This is a genomic window from Cruoricaptor ignavus, assembly GCF_900141665.1.
Taxonomy (GTDB): Bacteria; Bacteroidota; Bacteroidia; order Flavobacteriales; family Weeksellaceae; genus Cruoricaptor; species Cruoricaptor ignavus.
In genome coordinates, this window is the sequence record NZ_FQYI01000002.1 from 145830 (window position 1) to 166182 (window position 20353).

17 protein-coding genes are annotated in these 20353 nt (G+C 45.2%); 5 read left to right on the top strand and 12 right to left on the bottom strand.

Annotated features, from left to right (window positions below; translation table 11 throughout):
- Nucleotides 1-484: 484 nt before the first annotated feature.
- From BUB43_RS03095 to recQ, 5 genes are all read right to left on the bottom strand, one after another.
- Nucleotides 485-3070 carry a T9SS-dependent M36 family metallopeptidase gene (locus tag BUB43_RS03095; RefSeq protein WP_073178242.1) on the bottom strand — a complete coding sequence of 862 codons (2586 nt, stop codon included), beginning with the start codon at nt 3068-3070 and terminating at the stop codon, nt 485-487.
- Nucleotides 3071-3156: 86 nt separating this feature from the next.
- Nucleotides 3157-3981 carry a CvfB family protein gene (locus BUB43_RS03100; protein WP_073178244.1) on the bottom strand — a complete coding sequence of 275 codons (825 nt, stop codon included), beginning with the start codon at nt 3979-3981 and terminating at the stop codon, nt 3157-3159.
- Between the two features lie 69 nt (nt 3982-4050).
- A complete protein-coding gene (gene lpdA / locus BUB43_RS03105; RefSeq protein WP_073178246.1) occupies nt 4051-5454 on the bottom strand; it encodes a dihydrolipoyl dehydrogenase in 1404 nt (467 codons plus the stop codon).
- A 69-nt stretch (nt 5455-5523) separates the two neighbouring features.
- Nucleotides 5524-6594 (bottom strand): glycosyltransferase, encoded by a 1071-nt coding sequence (locus BUB43_RS03110; protein ID WP_073178248.1) that lies wholly within the window; start codon nt 6592-6594, stop codon nt 5524-5526.
- Between the two features lie 3 nt (nt 6595-6597).
- A complete protein-coding gene (gene recQ, locus BUB43_RS03115) occupies nt 6598-8790 on the bottom strand; it encodes a DNA helicase RecQ (RefSeq protein WP_073178249.1) in 2193 nt (730 codons plus the stop codon).
- A 110-nt stretch (nt 8791-8900) separates the two neighbouring features.
- Between recQ and BUB43_RS03120 the strand changes: the two genes are divergently transcribed.
- From BUB43_RS03120 to BUB43_RS03130, 3 genes are read left to right on the top strand one after another with little or no spacing between them, the layout of a single operon-like run.
- Complete coding sequence (locus BUB43_RS03120; protein ID WP_073178251.1) at nt 8901-9860, top strand: KpsF/GutQ family sugar-phosphate isomerase; 960 nt, start codon at nt 8901-8903, stop codon at nt 9858-9860.
- 29 nt (nt 9861-9889) lie between these two features.
- Nucleotides 9890-10729, top strand: a complete 840-nt coding sequence (gene tatC / locus BUB43_RS03125) for a twin-arginine translocase subunit TatC (RefSeq protein ID WP_185113759.1) — start codon at nt 9890-9892, stop codon at nt 10727-10729.
- Nucleotides 10730-10744: 15 nt separating this feature from the next.
- On the top strand, nt 10745-12430 hold the full coding sequence (locus BUB43_RS03130) for a M1 family metallopeptidase (RefSeq protein WP_073178253.1): 1686 nt from the start codon (nt 10745-10747) through the stop codon (nt 12428-12430).
- A 50-nt stretch (nt 12431-12480) separates the two neighbouring features.
- Here the strand turns inward: BUB43_RS03130 and BUB43_RS03135 are convergent, their stop codons facing one another.
- From BUB43_RS03135 to dnaA, 6 genes are all read right to left on the bottom strand, one after another.
- On the bottom strand, nt 12481-13638 hold the full coding sequence (locus BUB43_RS03135; RefSeq protein ID WP_073178255.1) for a sensor histidine kinase: 1158 nt from the start codon (nt 13636-13638) through the stop codon (nt 12481-12483).
- Nucleotides 13635-14993, bottom strand: a complete 1359-nt coding sequence (dacB, locus tag BUB43_RS03140) for a D-alanyl-D-alanine carboxypeptidase/D-alanyl-D-alanine endopeptidase (RefSeq protein WP_073178257.1) — start codon at nt 14991-14993, stop codon at nt 13635-13637. The genes BUB43_RS03135 and dacB overlap by 4 nt, the downstream gene beginning before the upstream one ends.
- Before the next feature lie 81 nt (nt 14994-15074).
- Nucleotides 15075-15452: a hypothetical protein gene (locus tag BUB43_RS03145; RefSeq protein ID WP_073178258.1), complete on the bottom strand. Its 378-nt coding sequence runs from the start codon at nt 15450-15452 to the stop codon at nt 15075-15077.
- Between the two features lie 48 nt (nt 15453-15500).
- On the bottom strand, nt 15501-16199 hold the full coding sequence (locus BUB43_RS03150; protein ID WP_073178260.1) for an SAM-dependent methyltransferase: 699 nt from the start codon (nt 16197-16199) through the stop codon (nt 15501-15503).
- Nucleotide 16200: 1 nt separating this feature from the next.
- Nucleotides 16201-16632 (bottom strand): low molecular weight protein-tyrosine-phosphatase, encoded by a 432-nt coding sequence (locus BUB43_RS03155; RefSeq protein ID WP_073178262.1) that lies wholly within the window; start codon nt 16630-16632, stop codon nt 16201-16203.
- Nucleotides 16633-16668: 36 nt separating this feature from the next.
- Nucleotides 16669-18117, bottom strand: a complete 1449-nt coding sequence (gene dnaA / locus BUB43_RS03160; RefSeq protein ID WP_073178264.1) for a chromosomal replication initiator protein DnaA — start codon at nt 18115-18117, stop codon at nt 16669-16671.
- A 133-nt stretch (nt 18118-18250) separates the two neighbouring features.
- Here dnaA and BUB43_RS03165 point away from each other — a divergent pair, with 133 nt between their 5' ends.
- Entirely contained in the window at nt 18251-18673 is a 423-nt protein-coding gene (locus BUB43_RS03165) for an acyl-CoA thioesterase (protein ID WP_073178265.1), read from the top strand.
- A 35-nt stretch (nt 18674-18708) separates the two neighbouring features.
- Entirely contained in the window at nt 18709-19401 is a 693-nt protein-coding gene (pepE, locus tag BUB43_RS03170) for a dipeptidase PepE (RefSeq protein ID WP_073178267.1), read from the top strand.
- Nucleotides 19402-19406: 5 nt separating this feature from the next.
- Here the strand turns inward: pepE and lgt are convergent, their stop codons facing one another.
- Nucleotides 19407-20297, bottom strand: coding sequence for a prolipoprotein diacylglyceryl transferase (gene lgt / locus BUB43_RS03175; RefSeq protein WP_073178598.1), 891 nt, complete (start codon nt 20295-20297; stop codon nt 19407-19409).
- Nucleotides 20298-20353: the final 56 nt, after the last annotated feature.

The following is a 20353-nucleotide window of genomic DNA, read 5'->3' on the forward strand; positions in this document are numbered from 1 at the left end:
AAATTGCCGTTTTTCGCATCGGTGGCATCGTGGTGGGCATCCCGAAACGCCAAACAGAAATCCTGATTTCATTGCCGATTTTGTGCGGACGCAATCCTTCGTAGCATCGCGCATTAGATGTCCCCAAAGTTGAGGAAACCTCCGCCCTTTATCTTCGCGTCATTTCCGCAGATGCTGATCCTATCCTTTTTTCTTTGGCGCTGATAGTATGGCAAGCGTTCGAAGCGTTTATTTCCTGCTCAGATTTGTGGGCAAAAATTTGGAATAAACCGCTTCCTAAAACCGTTCAAAACCCCACTAAAATCACAGCCTAAAAAATGTTTAATCTTGTTGCACGTTCTAAAATCCGTTCCAAAATTATTTTATAAATTCATAAATAATTGACTACCAATGTTTTGCAAAGTTAGTTTCGATTCTTGGCGGGGCTACCAAAAAATAAAAAACCGCCGCAAAACTGAGGCGGTTCTTTATTTTTAGCATATCCCTATTGGGTGATTACAATTTTTTTTGTGTATTTCCCGGCGAGATTCTCAGCTTTCAGTATATACACACCTGGCTGTAGTCTTGCCACATCTATCCCATCTTTCAAGTGATCTGTTTGGTCTTGAAGTACCAGTTTTCCAGATGCGTCGAAGATCTTTATATCTGTTTTTCCTGCATACCCCGCTGTAAAGCGAATAGAAATTTTGTCCTTCGCAGGGTTCGGATAAACTGAAAACGATGCCGTAGCGGCGGTATCTGCAGCTGATAATATGCAGCTTTCAGGAAGCGTGAAATCTTCCTTTTGATCGTTCAGTGCTGCCATTACATCCTCCGCGGTATCAGAATTGGGTTGGGTAACACCCGGGTCTGCTTTTACTCCAAGGCCCCTTTTGGCAAAAACCTCCCATATCAAACATTTATTTTCACCTTTTGTGGCAATTTCATCCGCAGCAATAAGCGCATCCCTGCCGGATACGAAGTTCGGATAATTGCCCTGAATCTTCATACCGTCCATCACCAGCTGAAACACGCGCGCGCTTCCGGAGTTTTTATCGGCAAGAACATTGGACTGATACCCGTATTTTTCGGCATATTTCCAATGTAAATCCCAAAGCATAGTACCCCATACAAAACCGATGGCGTGCACATCCGGCACTGTTTTTCCAGCCGCGTTTTTGTAATACATACCGTTTGTCTTGCCATAGGTGAAATTATTAACACTGAAATCCGGGGAATATTTCGCGGGGCGTATTCCGCCACCGTTCACGCCTTCTCCGTTGACATAAGTACCAACCGAGCGGGCTACGGAAGCAGTAGCGCCCGGGCGGTTGGTGAGCATCAGCGTGAAGAAATCAGACCAGCCCTCGCCCATCTGCTCATTGGCATAGGCGGTGCTTAGCGCGCCCACCCCGCTGCCGGTAAGCCGGTTGGAGACGCCGTGCGCATATTCGTGGGCGATGATACCATTGTCAAAATCGCTGTCGCGGTAGATGTAGGTGCTTTTATCATCCTTAATGGTTACATTCACCGGAGATTTTTTCAGCTGCTCCAGGATTGCCGCTCCCTCGCCGGCCTGCACCATCACCGCGGGGATGGTTATTGTATCATCAGAACCGCCCATACCACCCCAGGATCCTGTAGCTGTGTTATAGATCATCACTGCCACGGCTCCTTTATTCTGGGCGTTTTTTACTTTTTCCGTAAAGTTGCACGAGCCCCTTTCTATTAGGGCAATGCTGCCTGATAAATCATTGGTAATTTCTCCGCAGCCATTTTTCGGTTCTGCAGGGACGATGCCGGCGGTAACGCCCTCCGCAGTAAGCGCAGGCCCGAAGCTTGCCGTTTGGGTTACCGGCTTTCTTGTTTTAAAATTCTCCGGGCTGTTATAGAACACTCTGTCTATCTTGGTTGGCGACCAGAGGTACATCTGCATTCTGCCACTGAAGCCATCCCGTGGCGAGGAAAAGTTTGCATTGTTTAACTTGTCAGATGCGCCGTTACCATCCCGGGCTTCCGCCAGTACATGATCCAGCCCCTTCCCTTCCCCTGTGAAGTTGGTGTACTGGAAGTTCCGCGCGCTTTCTGTAAAGCCGAAGCGGTAGGTGATGTCGTGCATCATATTCGTCATATAAAACACATTGGTGATGGCTGCGTCCGCATAGGTGCTGTGGTGCTGATTAAGATCCAGCGGGAAATCAAAAACGCGCTCTGCACCGCCATCTGCGGTAGTCTGCCCCAAGGTAGGGTTTACAGAATCCAGGTCGAGATAAGCGAAAACATTGTTCCCGCGTGCCGTGGTATATTTTCTCCCACCGTCCTCGTGCCAGCCCTTAGGGGATGCTTCCAAATCCCAGGGATTAGTCACCAGCGTTCTTCCGCCGAAGGTGGGCGCCTCTAAAGGTAGCGCAAATACCCGATAGGAAGCACTTTCAGCAGCGAAAAGATTAGATTTCCCGGAGGGCTTATTTTCCGGGAGGATGCGATTTTGAGAATTGTGAAATTCCTGGTGAGCATCTTCATCGGCAAAACTGCAGGAATAAGTAAGGCTGTCTTTCAGGAGGATTTTCCCCGAAGAGGCATCGGCAACAACATTCCACACCTGCCCACTTTTTTCCTCAAATTCAAAATTGTAGGCAAGGACAAGACTGTTTTTTACGGGGAAATACACTTCTTCTGCAAGATTCCCATTATGAATTTTTAGAATATCTCCTTCCTGCAGCTGCATTTTATTCAAAACGGAGGAGTAGGCAGCCTCCTTGGAAATTTTCCTGTTTCGCTGCGCCTCCGTAGGCGTGCCCTTGCTGAAATTCCCGCTAAAATGCGCCACTTCCCCATCTTTTACCACGGCAGAGGCACCGGCGCCGTAAACAGGAATTCCGCCAAATGTCTGCTGCACATACAGCACCGTCCCGCCAAGGCTCTCAGATTTGTCCTGGTTACCGATTTGAAACTGCCTGTTTTCAAGGTTTGAATACCTAAAGTCCTCATTTTTATCAAGATAATTCTGAATAATTTCTGAATAATCCTGAGCTTGAAGCGCAGCACTCAGGAAGAGGGCTGCCACAGCAATTCTGTAATTTCTCTTCATTTTTGTTGAATAATTAAAAGTTTCGTTAAAATGTTCTTATACAAATTTAAATAAAAGTTTCAATCACACAACATTAAAGATTTATTTTACAAAAGGCGGATTTTATCTTCCAATAGTTCAATTTTCTTCTCTTTGTAAAGACTGCCTACAGCTTTTTTAAAATTTTTTTTGCTCATCTGTAATTCATCCTTTATTTCTTCGGGAGAGGATCTATCCGAAAGATATAGCAAGCCGTAGTTTTCTTCCAGTTTTTTAAGGATTTTGGTTTTAAATTCATCTACATTTTCGAAACCCGCCGGCTGCAGAGTTACATCAATCTTGCCGTCCTCACGGATCTCTTTTATGTAGCCTGCCTCCTCCGACAACGGCCTTAGATCTTTATAGACATCAGAGAAATAGATCAGCCCGAGATATTTCTGGTTGATGACCACATTCCAGCCCAGATCCCCCTGTCCAATTATGATGAGCTCCACTTTTTCCCCGCGTCTTAGATTTGGGTTTTTGTATGTGGCATTTCGTTTGAATTTCGCGGTGCCCGTTACCAGGCCGGTATCTTCGTCGAGGTAAACATACACGAGATACTTTCTCCCCTCTACCATTTTCATTTTTTGCTGGGTGTACGGCACGAAGAGGTCTTTTATGATCCCCCAATCGAGGAATGCCCCGCTCGGTAATGTCTGCACGCAGGTCATCACCGCAAACTCACCTACCTCGGCAAAGGGTTTCTCGTTGGTTACCTTCAGCTCACCATCATCCTGGTAAATGAATACCTCGGTTTCGTCACCGGCTTCCAGAGTAACCTCGGCAAAAAATTTTGGGAGGAAAACCGCCTGCCCGGCAGCGTCCTGAAGGAGGAAACCGCCATTATTTTTTTCTATAACTTTAAGAGTTTGTGTTTTTCCCGGTTCCATTTTTTAAAATTAAAAAAGACCTAACGAGCCGAAGCTCATCAGGCCTGTTGCTTATTTATTTGAAATTTTTTACATATTCAGAGCGCGCTTGCCGGTAGCGTCTAGCGCTGCCTCCATCACCGCCTCGGCGTAGGTTGGGTGTGCGTGGGAAATTCTTGCCAGATCCTCTGCGCTGGCGCGGAACTCCATAGCTACCACCGCCTCTGCCACCATATCCGCAGCGCGTGCGCCAATCATATGGAAGCCGAGAATTTCGTCGGTTTTTTCATCTGCGAGAATTTTTACGAGTCCGTCCGTATCGCCCGAAGCACGGCTCCTGCCGAGTGCGCGCATTGGGAAAGAGCCCACTTTGTAAGCTATGCCTTCCTCCTTCAGCTGCTCTTCAGTTTTCCCAACTCCTGCCACTTCCGGCCAGGTATATACTACTCCAGGGATCAGGTTGTAATCTATGTGCGGCTTCTGTCCTGCGAGGTATTCCGCGACGAGGACGCCTTCCTCAGATGCTTTGTGGGCCAGCATTGCTCCGCGGACCACATCGCCAATTGCATAGATATTCTGAACATTGGTCTGCAGATGGTCATTTACCTTTACCCTGCCGCGCTCATCCAGCTCCACCCCGGCATTTTCCAGCCCAAGCCCTTCCGTGTAAGGCTTCCTGCCCACGGCAACAAGTACATAATCGCCCTCGAAGCTAAGCTCCTCGCCTTTTTTATCCTTCGCTGTTACCTTTACGGTTTCGCCACTTCTCTCCACGGAAGAAACCGCGGTCTGAAGGTTAAATTTCATCCCCTGTTTCTTCAGGACTTTTTGAAGTTCCTTGGACAGCGTGCCATCCATTCCCGGGATAATGCGGTCAGCATATTCAACGACCGTAACTTCTGACCCTAATCTTTTGTAAACAGAACCAAGTTCAAGACCGATAACGCCGCCGCCGATGATGATGAGATGCTTAGGGATTTCCTTCAGCTCTAGTGCTTCTGTAGAAGTGATGATCCTCTCGCCATCGCACTGGGCAAAGGGCAAAGAACTAGCCTGAGAACCGGACGCTATGATGGTATACTTTGCTTCGATGGTCTCGGAAGATCCATCTTCCTTGCTGACTTTGATTTTATTCGAATTTTCAAAACTGCCCAAGCCGTAATAAACCGTGATTTTATTCTTATCCATCAGGAACTCTACGCCTTTAGTTACCTGATCCACCACACTGTTTTTCCTGGCAATCATTTTTGCCAAATCCGCCCTTGGCTCACCGATTTCGATACCGAATTCCGCAAAATTATGCTTTGCATTTTCGAAATGCTCAGATGCATCCAGAAGGGCTTTGCTCGGGATACAGCCCACATTCAGGCAGGTGCCGCCCAGCTTGCTGTGCTTCTCCACGATTGCAGTTTTAAAACCAAGCTGTGCACAGCGGATCGCGGAAATATATCCGCCGGGGCCTGCGCCAATCACCACAACATCATATTTACTCATTGTATTATTTTTATTAAAATTTTTGGGCTAATTTAGGAATTTATTGCAAAACTTCAGAAGGGCAAGTACTTAAAATTGAGACAGCACATCTTCATATTTTTGCATTATCACATCCTTAGAAAATCTGGATTTTATAGAGTTTTTAATAATTTCAGGGTTTTTATGAATTTTTAGACATTCAACTAATTTTCTTGCAAAATTTATATCATCCGTAATATCAGATATTTCACCATTAATGTGCGGCTGTATGATCTCATTAATACCTCCGGGGCAATTATTAGCGAGAGAATAAATTCCGCAGGCTCCCGCTTCCAAAAGCACATTCGGAAAACCTTCATAGCGGGATGACAGCACGAATAAATCGGCAAATTTTAAATATCGGTAGGGATTTTCCTGCCTGCCGTGAAAAGTTATATTTACCAACTTAAGCTCATCTTTCAATGCGAGCAGAGCTTCTCGGTCCCTACCATCACCAAGTATGTGCAGCATAATTTTTTCATCTCTTAAATGTGTAAAAACTTTTAAGAGATTATCGAAACCCTTTCGTGGAGATAGATTTCCGATGGCAACTACATTCCTATAGTCCTCTTTGAAACTTTCCGGCTTTTCTGAGCAGGCAAGTTTATTCTCGATAAAATCTATATCAACAGGATTATTAATTTTAATTAACTTTTCAGGTTTTACCCCAATTTCCTGAATTAAATCCATCCGCATATCATCGCTCTGGCATATAATTTTATCAAAATTATTGTAGAAATTATAAAAAAAACGAATTTCGGGGCGGGTTACATGCTTTGAAACCACATTGGTTTCTCTTGCAATAAATTTGGTTTTCGGAAAAAATTTTACGAAGAGCGAAAGGTATGCATTCACTTCTCCAAAGCCCGTGAAAACTATGTCCGGACGGCGTTTCTGTATTTCCCTAAATATTGGGAAGAGTGCATTTCTTATTCGCTGCGTTTTTAGGTCTATTACTTCTACATCATTTTTTAAAAGTTTTAGATATGCGCCTTCCTTTCGCAGCAGCATTATTTTTGGTGAAAACTTTTCTCGTGGGAGGGCGTTTGCGATGGTCGTCACCACCCTTTCAGCACCGCCGGATTCCAAGTCGGGCAGAATGAAAATGATGCTTTTTTTCATCTGTTAGTTTGCCACATCACTTATAAACTTGATTCTCAGCATCCTAAGTTCTTCGTCACTGAGGTCTTCGCCAAATTCTGCGGTGAGCACCTTCATACTGTCGCTCTCGCTATCCTTCATAAAATCCATAAATTCCTCCACAAGATCCTCGTCTATATTTTCCTCGATATAATAGTCGATATTGAGCTTAGTACCCTGATATACAATGCGTTCCATCTCCTTAAGCAGCTCATCCATACTCAGATGCTTGGCGCGCGCTATATCTTCCAGATCTATTTTTTTATCCGTATTCTGAATAATGAAAACCTTGTGGGAAGATTTGTTGGCAACCTGCCGTAGAACAAGATCCTGTGTACGCTCTATATCATTTTCCGCCACATATTTTGCTATAAAATCGGCGAATTCCTTTCCATATTTTTTTGCCTTCCCGTCTCCTACTCCATAGATTTTGGAAATTTCCTCCACGGTTACGGGATATTGTACCGTCATATCCTCCAGGCTCGGGTCCATAAAGACTGTATAAGGCGGTATCCCGTGTTTTTTTGCTACCGACTTCGTAAGCTCTTTCAGCTGTTGGAAGAGATTTTCATCCAGCCCGCTGCTCTGCATTAGTGTCGGCTCTTCTACCTTTTTCTGTTCCACATCAAATTTCCTGTCCTCGGCGATGGCAAACTCAGGGTTTTCTTTACCCTGCAATACCTTTTCTCCTTTTTCTGAGAGTTTTAAAACGCCGTAGGATTCTATGTCTTTCTGAAGGAAATTCTGTACCGTCGCCTGGCGGATTACGGTTTTCCAGAAATTCTCCCCGTGCTTGCTACCGCTCCCGAAGAGCTTGTGCGACTCCAGTTTGTAAGACTTCGTCACCGGGCTCTCCTTCCCAACCAGGACATTTATAAGATCCTTGGTGCGGAATTTCTGGTCGAGCTTTTTCACCATTTCCAGAACTTTGCGAAGCTCTTCAGATGCATCCTCCATCACCGGCGGATTTAGGGAATTGTCGTCCATCTTCGCGCCTGCCCCGTTTTTTGGATCGTATTCTTCCCCAAAATAACAAAGGATATACTGCCGCCTGCTCATCGAGGTTTCCGCATAGCCCACGACTTCATTCAGCAGCTGCAGCCCGATTTCTCTTTCGGATACCGGTTTCTGGGCAAGGAATTTTTCAAGTTTCTCAATGTCTTTAGGGTCGTAAAATGCAAGGCAGTAGCCCTCGCCGCCATCCCTGCCTGCGCGGCCGGTTTCCTGGTAATAGCTCTCCAGCGACTTTGGAAAATCATAATGAATTACGAAGCGCACATCCGGCTTATCTATTCCCATTCCGAAGGCAATGGTGGCAACGATTACATCGCATTCCTCCATCAGGAATTTATCCTGATTGGCTATACGAGTCTTCTGATCAAGGCCGGCGTGGTAAGGCAGTGCATTAATGCCGTTCACCTGCAGCAGCTGCGCAAACTCCTCCACCTTTCTTCGGCTCAGGCAGTACACGATCCCGGATTTACCCTTATTTTGGTGGATGAATCTTACAATCTCCTTGTCCACATTCACTTTGGGCCGTACCTCATAAAAAAGATTTGGCCTGTTGAAGCTTTCTTTAAAAACCACTGCATCCGGCATGCCCAGCGTTTTTTGAATATCATCCTGCACCTTCGGCGTCGCAGTGGCAGTTAATGCGATTACAGGCACATTAGCAATCTGCTCAATGATGTACTTCAGGTTGCGGTATTCCGGGCGGAAGTCGTGCCCCCATTCAGAGATGCAGTGTGCCTCATCTATCGCGACAAATGAGATATTGACTGTCTTCAGAAAATCTACATACTCTTCCTTTACCAAAGACTCTGGGGCTACATAAAGCAATTTCGTGATTCCGGAGCGTATATCATTGTAAACCTGCGAGATCTGGGCTTTATTTAAAGAAGAATTTAGCACATGCGCTACCCCTTCATTTGCAGAAATACCGTTCACTGCATCCACCTGGTTTTTCATAAGTGCGATGAGTGGCGAGACCACAATGGCAGTACCTTCGGATATCAGTGCCGGCAGCTGGTAGCACAGGGACTTTCCGCCGCCGGTAGGCATCAATACAAAAACATCATTCCCGCGGAGAAGCGAGGAGATTATCTGCTCCTGCTGACCTTTGAATGCCGAAAACCCGAAGTGTCTTTTAAGTTCTTTCTTTAAATCTAAACTCTTCATCTTATGAAGGCAAATTTGATTTTCTAAATTTGCACTATTCCAAAGTTAATAAAAAATTAAATTATCAGAAAAATTTTCCATATTAATTTTGGTTAATGTAAAAAAATTGCATGAAAGAATATGAAATTTTAGATGAAGCAAAGAAGGCCATCCAGACTGAAATCTCAGAACTCGAGAAGCTAGTGAAAAGACTGGATGGCAGCTTTGCCCGTGCCGCTCTGATGATCGCCGGTAACGCGGGAAAGCTCGTGGTGGTAGGGATCGGGAAGTCCGCACATGTGGCTGCGAAAATCGTTGCCACACTCAATTCCACCGGCACCCCCTCCCAGTTCCTGCACGCTGCGGAAGCCATCCACGGGGACCTTGGCATCATCCAGCCGCAGGATGTGGTGCTCTGCATCTCCAACTCCGGCAACTCTCCGGAGATCGTCAATATTTTGCCGTATTTGAAGGCCTATTCTTCTGCATTGATCGGTATGACGGGCAATTTACAGAGCAAACTTGCGGAAGCCTCGGACATCATCCTTGATACTTTTGTGGAAAAAGAGGCCTGCCCGAACAGCCTTGCGCCCACAAGCTCCACCACCGTGCAGATGGCTCTTGGCGATGCCCTCGCAGCCGTCCTGATGAAGATGAAAAATTTTGGAAATGAGGATTTTGCAAAATTCCATCCTGGGGGCAGCCTTGGGAAAAATTTAACGGCAAAAGTCGCCCAGTTTCTCTCTGGAAACAAGCCTCAGGTGGAAGAATCTGCGCCCGTCAGGGATGTGATCATCGCAATAAGCAGTTCGCGGCACGGCATCACCGCCGTTACCTATGAGGGGAAAATTACTGGGGTGATCACAGACGGAGATTTGCGCCGTATGCTGCTGAATAACAGGGAGATAACTAATATAACTGCATCAGACATCATGAGCAGAAAACCGAAAACCATCGAGTCTGGCGAGCTTGCCAAAACCGCCCTGAGGATACTGAAGGAATATAACATCGGGCAGTTGCTCGTTACAGAAAATGGCGAGTACAAAGGCATTATAGACCTTCATCGCCTTCTGGACGAGGGCATAAATTAATTTGTAAATTCGCACTCTAATTCCTGAATGTGAACGAGGATAAAGAAATGTCCTTCATGGGGCATATCGGAGAGCTGCGCGGACATCTGATCCGCTGCATTATTGCCATAGTGATTGGAGGTATTTTGGTGGGTTTCAATATTGAATGGATTATGGATTCCATTTTCTTCGGGCCTACGCGCCAGGATTTCCCTACATTCCGGCTTGTGAACGCGCTATCCAGGAAATTCACGGGGCAAGACAGCGTCACGATTCCTGGGACCTTTGCCATACAGCAGAAAACGCTCCTGCAGCAGTTTAATGTAATGATGGCGGTATCCGTCTTCGGCGGAATGGTGGCGGCATTTCCGTACATTGTTTGGGAAATCTGGCGCTTCGTAAGCCCTGCCCTGCATGAAAATGAGCGGAAAAACTCTACCTTTTTAATCAACTTTGTCTGGATACTTTTTATCTGCGGCGTTCTGTGCGGGTATTTTCTCATCCTGCCTTTTGCCATTAATTTTGGGCTAATGTTCTCAGTATCAGACAGGATCACGCAGCTTTTTGACCTCTCGGACTACACCACGCTTTTCCTTCAGATTGTGCTCGGGATGGGGTTGCTGTTTCTCTTCCCGATCCTGGTCTACTTCCTCGTAAACATCGGCATCCTCACCCCAAAATTTCTCAAAACCTACCGCCGTCACGCCATCGTCTTGATTATGGTAGTGGCTGCAATAGTGACGCCTGCGGATGTCCTCAGCATGCTGGCGGCGGCGTTCCCGCTGCTGGTGCTTTACGAGTTCAGCATTTTAATGGCAAGCCGAACTTACAGAAAAGTTCAAAAGCGGGAGATAGCAGAAAGAGCAAAGCTTTCCACCACTAATCAATAATTTTTATCCGAAAAAATGCATTTCACCAAAAAGCATTTTACAGCTTTAGTATTAATCTCCAAACTGGTTTTTGCGCAAAATTTCACGAAGACAGACAGTCTGAAGGGCTCCAATACGCGTTTCCGGGATTTTTGGGATGTGAAAAAATACGAGGTAACCGTAGAGCCTGATTTTCAGAATAAAAGTCTGAAAGGGAAAAATATTATCACTTTTGAAATTGAGAAAAATGTGAAAAATCCAGTCTTTCAGATCGATCTTATGCAGCCGATGAGGTACAAACTAATAACAGCGGACAAAAAATTCAGCCACCGGCGCGAGGGAGATTTTATTTTCATAGAAAGTACAGGAAATTTTAAGAAAGGAGAAAAATTTATCATCGAAATTGAATTTTCTGGAAAACCTAAAAATTCGGAAAATGCTCCGTGGGACAGCGGCTGGGTTTTTAGCCAGGATTCTAATGGGTTGCCTTTTATCGGAGTAGCCCAGGAAGCAGCGGGAGCATCACTTTGGCTCCCCATAAAGGATATCTGGAGCGATGAACCGGATAACGGGCTGATTATTAATATTTTAACTCCAAAAAATTTAGTAGGCATAGGGAATGGAAGACTTATAAAAACTTCCGAGACAAGGGATAAGAAAATCTGGAGCTGGCAGGTAAAAAATCCCATCAACGCCTATTCCATCGCGCCTTCTGTGGGAGATTATGTAAACTTTAAAGATGAGTTTTTTGGCGAAAAAGGAAAACTGGACTTAGATTTCTGGGTGCTGCGCGAGAATTTAGAAAAGGCGAAAAAACAGTTTCAGCAGGTGAAACCTATGCTCGCAGCTATGGAATTCTGGTTTGGTCTGTATCCATTTTATGAAGATTCCTACAAACTCGTGGAGACGCCATTTCTTGGGATGGAACACCAAAGCAATGTGGCGTACGGAAATGGGTACAAAAACGGCTACCTTGGCAAGGATTGGAGCGGTACGGGGGTAGGCAATCTCTGGGATTTCATCATCGTTCACGAAAGCGGTCACGAATGGTTTGCCAATAGCGTAACTGCCAGCGACCCTGCGGATATGTGGATTCACGAGGCTTTTACCTGCTACTCCGAAACGCTTTTTATCGAGAAAAATTTCTCTAAAGATGATGCCCGCAAGTACATCCTCGGAATTCGGAAAAACATTCTGAACGACAGGCCGATACAGGGACGGTTCGGAGTGAGAAATTCCGGCAGCAGCGATATGTACTGGAAGGGGGCCGCAATGCTGCATACCATTAGGACGGCAATAGATGATGATGAAAATTTCAGGACTATTCTTCGAGGAATTAGCAAGAAATTTCATCACAAAACCGTTAGTGGAAAGGAAATTGAAAAATACATTAGCGAAAATTCAGGCATAGATTTTTCCAAAGTTTTCGATCAATATCTCAGAACCACCGACATCCCCGTGCTTGAATTTTTCACTAAAGAAGGCAGACTGTACTACCGCTATCAGAATGTGGTTCAAGGATTTAATTTACCTCTGCAACTAAATGAAAATCAATGGATAAGCCCAAATGAAAATTGGCAGCACATTCGTATTATAGATGGAAAATCTACAAGGTTTAACACGGAGAATCTCGTAGAATTCCGGCAGGTAAAAGAACCTGTTTTTTTAAACCTAAAAGCAGGACATGATTGTATTAATTCAGGAAAACAGATAAAGCAATAAGGTCAAAACTGGAAAATGATATAAAATTCTGTATCAATAATTAATGGCAATCACCTGATTCTCAGCACAATTCTAAAAGTAGTTCCTTTCCCAATTTCAGTTTGTAAGACTTTAAGCTCGCCCTTGTGATATTCATTAATAACGCGGCGGGCCAGACTTAAACCGAGGCCCCACCCCCGCTTCTTGGTAGTGAATCCCGGACGAAAAACCGACCTCGCCTGCCGGCGCGACATACCGCAGCCTGAATCTGTAAAATCTATAAAAATTTTATTATTTTTTGAGGATATGATAATTTTCAGAACACCGCTGCCTTTCATAGCGTCAACGGCATTTTTCACCAAGTTTTCAATGACCCAACTCATTAGAATTCTGCTATGCGGAACAAGTATTTCATCAGCGGGCATATGTAGTTGAAAATCAATTTTTGCCGAAATCCGCCTTTTTAAATATTCATAATTTTGCGAAATTGTTTCTGAAAGATTTAAATCGTTTATCTCCGGTACTGAGCCAATTTTTGAAAATCTCTCCGTAATAGTCGTCAGCCGGTCGATATCCTTCTCAATCTCGTTAGCTGCTTCATTTTCAGGGCTTTCCAGTCGGAGAATCTCAATCCAGCCAATCATTGATGATAATGGCGTGCCGATTTGGTGCGCCGTCTCCTTTGCCAGGCCTGCCCAAAGAAATCCCTCATCAGTTTTCTTCACAGTGCTGAGGAACCAAAATGTAAAAATTAGATATCCTAAACCGATGATACTCAAGTAGATAGGTGTGTATCGGAGAGCATTCAGCAGCAAGGAATTATTGTAATATACATACTGATTACCTTCCGGAAGAGAGATGATAAAAGGGGGATAAGTCTTTTTCATTTTCGCAAGCAGCTGCTGTATTTTTTGTGGATCCCGCATCGCATCCGCCGGTATATTTTTCATCATATCTTCCCCCAAAGGGTTCCCGGAAGCATCCGTAACAATCACCGGTATGGTGGTATTGCTGTTGGAAATTTCAAGAATAAGGTCGAGGGCAGCCGGGTCAAGATTTTCCTCCTGCTGATATTTCATCGCCTTGGCGAAAAGCTGTATGCGCCGGGTCTCTTCTTTTCGTAAATAATCGATCAGAAACTGGCTCGCCAAGATGACGCCCCCAATGATAGCCGTAAGGACGAGGAAAACAAGCCAACTGCCGATTCTTGAATAAAACCGCGGTTTCATTTCAAATTATATAAAATCTTTAGTAGCGATTCCGAAGCATTTCCTTGGTAATTATTCACAATGATTGAAAATACATATCCATTGTGGTATCCAGCGTAGGATTTAGTATTCCTCATCGTGCCGCTTTTGGCCTTTATGCCAATCCCGTGTGTTGGCAATGCTTCATAAAAGGTTGCGAACCACGGCTGTTTTTTTGTCCAGAGAAGTGCCTGTACTTCCGCCCTTGCCGAGGCATAGTTCTGCGGCGAAAGCCCAGAGCCATCAGCGAAGTTGATCATCTGTGGTTTGATACCTTTGGCTTTCCAGAAATCCTTAAGCCACTCCACCCCGGAAGAAAAACTGCCCTCGCCTTTATTTTCCTTGCCAAAAGTTTTTACTAAGGTTTCGCCATACATATTCACACTTTTCCGCAAAAACCAATAAACAATTTTTTCCATCGGGGGCGATGGGTAGGTCAATATTATTTTTGCATCAGGATATTTGGTAACCTTTTGATTTGCAATCCTTTGAGCGCTTGCTGAAATAATTTCACCGCCAAATTCTATCTTGCTCTCCTTTAACCAATTACTTATTTCATTCCCCAAAGTAAGCGGGGGATTTGGCATGGCGCCCGCTACGGTAATCGCCTTGTTCGGCAGGGTGCCCGATATGTGCGCCACCGGCGAGTGCGGCGCGGTATAGATGATGCTGCGGTCCGAGGAGCCTGCGGTTTTCAAATCATTGACCCATACCACATTGGGCAGCTCTACATTCGTGCCCAAAATATGGCTGCCGCGTAGGTTCAGGTCAAACTGGTTCTCCCGCCAGTTGATGCCCCAAACGCCCGGCCCGTAATAATTGCCCATATCATTCCAGGGCCAGCCTCCAGGGACAACCTGGAAATCAAAAAAAGAATCATCAAGAAAGATATTGCCATCAATTCTTGTAACCCCCTGATTTTTAATAGCTTCTATAATTTTTTTTTGAAAATCCTTGGGTCTGTAGCCCTCGTACCTCCAGCTGCCGAGCGTAGGATCGCCGTTGGAAGATAAAATTAAATCTCCCTTCAGCACGCCCTGCACCACCCTGCCGCTTATGCTCACGGTAGTCTCGTAACGGTAGTCTTTGCCAAGGCTTTCCAGAGCGGCTGCCGCAGTGAAAATTTTCTGCGTAGATGCCGTGGTAAGACCTTTATTCCCCTGATATTCATAGATCATCTTCCCGCTATCATCGCTTACATAAAATGAAAGATTCGATGCATAAGCGGCATCAGCAGAGAGAAAGGTTTTTACCGCCTGATCCAGTTTCTGAGGTAAATTTTGTGCAGAAATACTGGCGGTAGCAAATATGAATAATAAATTCGATGAAAATTTCATAGCATAAACATAGTAAAATTCAAACAAAAAATCCCTCCGCCAAAGGCAGAAGGATTATTTTTTTAAATGGCTTGAATCTTATTATTCTCCAAAATGTTCCTTTACGGCATCCAAAACCTGCTGATCATTCATATTGCTGGCAGTTCCGAGAGAGACCTTCAAATTTTTAAACTGAGCAGTCTCGTGCAAATGTTTTTTTAATTCTTCCTGCGCAGTGCCGGGACCCGTAACCCAAAGCTCCTCAGTATTGGTGAGCAGTTTTTCTATTTCTTTGAAAAATTTATTTTTAGATGTCTGCTCGTGGTTGTTGGCGGCATTCTCGTTGGAATTTCCGTGCTGTACATCCCTCTTCACAGGATCACAAAGGAAAAATTTGAACGCACTCTGCGCGTCGTGATTTTTTACTACAATAGCCTTTTGCCCATCCAGCCATACACCGGCCAATCTTTTTTCTTGCATATCAAAAATTTTAAGTGTTGCAAATTAAGCAATTTTTATGCTAAAAAATCACTTCCCGATTACGAATATCGCAGGAATTTTATGGTAGTCTGCCCTGGCCTCTTTCCAGTGGCTAATTTTTTTTGTAAGGATAAGTTCCTCCGTCGGGTGATTTATATTTGCAGCTATGCAGAGCTGTGTTCCTGGCCCCAGAGTTTTTACTAGTTCCTCTATCAGCTGGTTGTTTCGGTAAGGTGTCTCCATAAATATCTGCGAATAGCCGGTTTTATCCACTTGATTTTCAATATTTTGTATGATTTTTCGGCGCTCAGATCTATCTATCGGGAGGTAGCCGTGAAAAGTGAAATTCTGCCCGTTGAGTCCGCTGGCAATTAAGGCAAGAATAATGGAAGATGGCCCGTTTACCGGCACTACCTTTACGGAATTCTGGTGGCACCATCTTACGATAATGCTGCCTGGATCGGCAATGCAAGGCAAACCCGCCTCTGAAAGTAAACCGAAATCTTCGCCTTCCAACATCAACTGTTGGGCCTCCTTTAGGTCGGTGGTTTCAGTGTATTTGTTAAGGAGAAAAAGCTTTAGCTCGGACTGTTTTTTTTCAGGACAATAAAACTTGATAACTTTTCTTGCAGTTTTCTCATTTTCAACAAGAAAAAAACTGGTTTTTTCAATTATTTCTGAAATTACCGGCGCAAAAAAATCTCTTGGCGATGTGTCCGAAAGATAGGCGGGAAGAAGGTAAAGCATATTATCCCAAAAGCTCCGCGGCGATTTTATCTGTAGCTTCGTCCAGCTGGGCATAAACTTTTTCAAAACCCTCCATACCCCCGAAATACGGATCCGGGACCTCCCCATCTGCGACAATTAGGCTCACTTTTTCCCTTTGTTCATCATTCTCGGCGAGTGCCAGCACATCCCGGAAATTGTTTTTGTCCATACAATATATCCTGTCAAAGTACTCGAAATCAGAAGCACTTATCGGTCTTGATTTTTGCTGGGAGATATCGAGGCCATATTTCCGTGCAGTTTCCACGCTGCGTTTATCAGGATTTTCTCCTTCGTGCTGGCCGCTCGTGCCCGCGGAATCCACCTCAAAACTTTCCGGCACTTTTTTCTTCAGAAGCCCTTCCGCTAGCGGGCTGCGGCAAATGTTCCCAAGACATACCATCAGGATTTTCATAGTAAAAAATTTACATAAATTAAATTGTTATGCGGATCACCGCTTGATCCGGTCATTCAAATCCTTCACATACTTTCTTACCTCTTTATCTACCTTGGAAATATCCTTGATGGTGTCGCAGGCGTACATCACGGTGCTGTGGTCTTTGCCTCCCATTTCCTCGCCGATTTTCGAAAAAGTAGCGTTGGTGTACTCCTTCGCGAAATACATCGCAAGCTGTCGCGGCAGCGCTATATCCCTTTTCCGGGATTTCGAGAGCAGATCTTCTCTGCGGATTCCGAAATACTCGCACACAACTTCCTGGATGTAAGGGATATTGATGACCTTTTTCTGGCTGGAAGTAATTTTGTTGATAGTATCCTTCAGCAGCTCCAGGCTCAGGTCCGATTTGTAAATGGTGGAATAAGCGATCACGGAATTGATGACGCCCACCAGCTCCCGCACATTGGAATTCACCTCCCCGGCTAGGTAGTCCACCATGTCATCGGTCAATACAATGCCGTCGCGGCTGAGCTTATCGACAATTATCTTGCGGCGGGTCTCGAAATCAGGAGACCTCACCTCCGCGGAAAGCCCCCACTTGAAACGGGAGACGATACGCTCCTGGATGTCCTGGATATCCACCGGCGCCTTGTCCGATGTAAGGATGATCTGCTTGCCGTTCTGGTGGAGATAATCAAAAATATGGAAAAAACTGTCCTGCGTAGCCGCCTTTCCGGAGAGGAACTGAATATCATCGATGATCAGAGTATCCACCATCTGGTAAAAATTCTGAAAATCCGTTTTATTCTGAGCCTTCGCCGCGGAGATAAACTGCTGGATGAATTTTTCAGAAGACAGGTACAGCACCACTTTATCCGGAAAATTATTTTTGATTTCCAGCCCAATGGCATGCGCGAGGTGCGTCTTGCCCACGCCCACCCCTCCGTGAACGAACAGCGGGTTAAACGCTGTAGCCCCCGGTCTTTTCGCAATCGATTTCGCAACAGTGGAGGCAAACTTATTGCTCTCTCCTTCTACAAAATTCTCAAAAGACAGGCTGTTGTTCAGGTTGGATTCTATTTGTATTTTCCGTATGCCGGGCGCAGCGAAGGGGTTCACAGGAGATTTTGGCACAGGCATCACTTCCTGTAGCTTCGGCGCCGGAGTAGAAATTCCCTTAAAGTTCTGCGTTATCGGCCGCCCCTCGCCTGAGGGCTTATTTTCCATCACCGAATACCAGAGCTTCACCCCGCGGCCTATATATTTCCGTAGGGCGGCGCCCAGCAGAGAAATGTAATTATCCTCAATATACTCCTTATAAAAATCAGAGGGTACCAGCAGCGTGAGGTTGCCGTTCACGAGTGATACGGGTTTCACTTTATCAAAAAGCAAATCGAAAGACTTCTCAAGCCTGCGCAAGTCGTCGTCAGCTTCGGACGCGTTCAGGTTGTCCCGCATAAATGCCAGACACCTGTCCCAAATCAAATCTAATTCCTGATCCATACCGCCCAAAATTCTGCTAAAAGACTTTCACTTTTCGATGCCACAAATATGAAAGATTAATCTCATCAAAAAAAGTTTTTGCGGTATTGATTTTTAAAAAATATATTTGTATGTAGGATTAAAATAATATTAAATGATAAGCGCAACTGCCACATTACGAGTAAGATACAGCGAAGTAGATTCTATGAAGTATGTATACTATGGCAACTATGCCGAGTATTTTGAGATTGGCCGGGTGGAGCTCCTCCGGAGCCTCGGGCTACCCTATTCGGGGCTGGAGGAGCGCGGCATCTGGCTGCCCGTTTCGGAGTTCAGAATCAAGTATTTAAGGCCGGCTTTTTATGATGATATTCTGTACATCCATACCAGAATACCAAAAAAGCCCGGCGTGAAAATCGAGTTCGAGTATGAGATTTTTAATCAAAAAAATGAAAAAATCACCGAGGCGCAGACCACACTTTTTTTCTTCAGTTCGGAAAAGAAAAAAATCATCCGCTGTCCGCAATTTATTTTTGATGTGATTGAGGAAAACTGGGGCAAAGATTTTACGCTTTGATTTTTTACATCTAAATTTGAATAAACTTTTCCAGAATGAATTTTTTGCTTGCCTCCACTTCTACCCTGTTTGGCGGAAATTATCTCGAATACATTAAAAACGAAATCGCGTACCTTTTCGAAGGACTGGATGAAATAATCTTTATACCCTATGCCCGCGCCTCCGGGCTCTCCCACGAGGAATATACCGCGAAGGCACAGAAATTTTTCGCTGAGCTGGGCATCAGTGCCAGAGGCCTTCACGAGTTTGATAAACCTGCGGAAGCGCTCAATTCCGCGCAGGGGTATTTCACCGGCGGCGGCAATACTTTTTTGCTGGTAAAAACGATGCACGAACACGGCCTGATGGAGGTTTTAAAACAAAATATCAGGAGCGGGAAAGCCTATCTCGGGGCGAGCGCCGGCAGCAACCTCGCGGGGGTGAGTATGAAAACCACCAACGATATGCCCATCGTGTACCCGCCAAGCTTCGATTGCATGGGGATTATTCCTTATAATCTGAACCCGCATTACCTCGATCCCAACCCAGAACTTAAACATAACGGCGAGACCAGGGAGACCAGGATCAAAGAATTTTTAACACAAAACGACACCACCGTTATCGGTCTTCGGGAAGGCAACTGGCTGCGGCAACGGGGGGAGAGCCTAACCGTGGAAGGCCCGCATACTACCAGAATTTTTGAGAAAAATAAGCCGCCTTACGAAATTGTAAGCGGTACAAGGCTTTAATCTGGTTATCGTTCGCGCGTTTGTGCCGGGTATTCGGGTTTAGCGGTTTCCTCCGGAGTGGTAGGGAATTTTCTGGACATTATCAGAACTGCCAGGCCTGCCAGCATAAACGGCAGGGAAAGCACCTGCCCCGTATTCAGCCCGCCAAAAGTAATAAACTCCTCGCCCTGGGGCTCCTTTAAAAATTCTATAAGGAACCGGATAGACCAGAGCACGAGGAAAAAGAAACCGAAAAGCCAGCCCTGCTGATATTTTTTCCCGGTGAATCGGTAAATTAGCCAGAGAACGAGGAACAGGCAAAAGTACCCGAAGGCTTCGAACAGCTGCGTTGGGTAGCGCGGCACCGTGAGCCCGTATTCGTCGCTCATTTGCGGGAAAAGTACTGCAAATGGTGAGGACGCCGCCACCGGCTTACCGATGATTTCCGAATTGAAGAAATTCCCAAGACGCACAAAACCTCCGCCTAGCGCCACTACAAGCCCTATCCTGTCGCATACCCACAGCGGGTTTTTCTTAATGATTTTAAATGCATAATAAAGCGTAGTGCCTATCAGCGCAATGGCTGCACCGTGACTCGCAAGCCCGGAAAACCCGGTGAATTTAAACTCGGGCTTAGTTTGAATTGGCAAAAAAACAGACCAGAAATCTTGTTTAAAAAGTTCTGGCTGGTAGAAAATTACATGCCCAAGCCTAGCACCGAAAATAGTGCCGAGCAGGGTGAGCGTAAAAAGCGGCTCCAGATATTTTTCATTCACATTCTCCCGGCGGTAAATTCTGCTGAAAATCCAGTAACCAAGACCAAAGGCGATGATGAACATCAGGCTGTAATAATGGATACTGACAGGCCCGAAGCTAAAACTTTTTTTCGGATCCCAGATTTTGTACTCAGTTTCCAAGTGCAAATTCGACCCTGGAGAAATTACTTTGTCCGTATTAATCAGATATTTTACCT

Coding starts and splice junctions, on each gene's coding strand:
- BUB43_RS03095 (WP_073178242.1), bottom strand. CDS start 3,070: ATGAAGAGAAATTACAGAATTGCTGTGGCAGCCCTCTTCCTGAGTGCT.
- BUB43_RS03100 (WP_073178244.1), bottom strand. CDS start 3,981: ATGGAACCGGGAAAAACACAAACTCTTAAAGTTATAGAAAAAAATAAT.
- lpdA (WP_073178246.1), bottom strand. CDS start 5,454: ATGAGTAAATATGATGTTGTGGTGATTGGCGCAGGCCCCGGCGGATAT.
- BUB43_RS03110 (WP_073178248.1), bottom strand. CDS start 6,594: ATGAAAAAAAGCATCATTTTCATTCTGCCCGACTTGGAATCCGGCGGT.
- recQ (WP_073178249.1), bottom strand. CDS start 8,790: ATGAAGAGTTTAGATTTAAAGAAAGAACTTAAAAGACACTTCGGGTTT.
- BUB43_RS03120 (WP_073178251.1), top strand. CDS start 8,901: ATGAAAGAATATGAAATTTTAGATGAAGCAAAGAAGGCCATCCAGACT.
- BUB43_RS03130 (WP_073178253.1), top strand. CDS start 10,745: ATGCATTTCACCAAAAAGCATTTTACAGCTTTAGTATTAATCTCCAAA.
- BUB43_RS03135 (WP_073178255.1), bottom strand. CDS start 13,638: ATGAAACCGCGGTTTTATTCAAGAATCGGCAGTTGGCTTGTTTTCCTC.
- dacB (WP_073178257.1), bottom strand. CDS start 14,993: ATGAAATTTTCATCGAATTTATTATTCATATTTGCTACCGCCAGTATT.
- BUB43_RS03145 (WP_073178258.1), bottom strand. CDS start 15,452: ATGCAAGAAAAAAGATTGGCCGGTGTATGGCTGGATGGGCAAAAGGCT.
- BUB43_RS03150 (WP_073178260.1), bottom strand. CDS start 16,199: ATGCTTTACCTTCTTCCCGCCTATCTTTCGGACACATCGCCAAGAGAT.
- BUB43_RS03155 (WP_073178262.1), bottom strand. CDS start 16,632: ATGAAAATCCTGATGGTATGTCTTGGGAACATTTGCCGCAGCCCGCTA.
- dnaA (WP_073178264.1), bottom strand. CDS start 18,117: ATGGATCAGGAATTAGATTTGATTTGGGACAGGTGTCTGGCATTTATG.
- BUB43_RS03165 (WP_073178265.1), top strand. CDS start 18,251: ATGATAAGCGCAACTGCCACATTACGAGTAAGATACAGCGAAGTAGAT.
- pepE (WP_073178267.1), top strand. CDS start 18,709: ATGAATTTTTTGCTTGCCTCCACTTCTACCCTGTTTGGCGGAAATTAT.